Genomic DNA, 524 nt, shown 5'->3' with positions numbered 1-524 from the left:
GCGCCACCGAACAGGAGACCGTCGACCTCTTCCACGGCATCTACACCGACGGTCTCGAAGCCCTCAACAACACCCTCACCACCTGACCCACACCACACCACACCCCCACGGCCCCGACCCGCCCACCAGCAGGCCGGGGCCGCACCGTCCGGAAGGACCCGCCATGGAAACCCGTTCGCACCACCACGCGGCTCGCAGCGAAGAGCACGCCACCGCCCCGGCGGGCCTGGGCACCTGGACGGCCACCGTCCTGGTCTGCCTCGCCGCCGGTGCCGCCCCGCTCATCGGATTCTGGACCTTCGCGCACTGACCCGATCCGGGGGTCTCGGCGAGGCCGGGTGAAGACCCTCCGAACACCACCCGCGTCAACGCCGGTGGGCTGCCCCACCCGTCCCGTCCGCCACGCCCGCCCCAGTCGCCCCACCGGCGCCGGGCGCGCATCCGGTGTCTGACGAGCCGTCACCCCGGGCGTCCGGGCGACACGCCGCGCGGGCCGCCACGCCCCGGATCTGCCACCCCGGGTG

Annotated in this window: 1 protein-coding gene; it reads left to right on the top strand. The window is 74.4% G+C overall.

The features are described from left to right. Window positions 1-163 precede the first annotated feature (163 nt). Window positions 164-310 carry a hypothetical protein gene (locus tag ABD308_RS15940; protein ID WP_344334051.1) on the top strand — a complete coding sequence of 49 codons (147 nt, stop codon included), beginning with the start codon at window positions 164-166 and terminating at the stop codon, window positions 308-310. Window positions 311-524: the final 214 nt, after the last annotated feature.

It is taken from the genome of Kitasatospora putterlickiae, from assembly GCF_039527695.1.
GTDB classification, from domain to species: domain Bacteria; phylum Actinomycetota; class Actinomycetes; order Streptomycetales; family Streptomycetaceae; genus Kitasatospora; species Kitasatospora putterlickiae.
The sequence above is the reverse complement of the archived record's forward strand: the minus strand, read 5'-3'. Positions and strand labels throughout refer to the sequence as shown.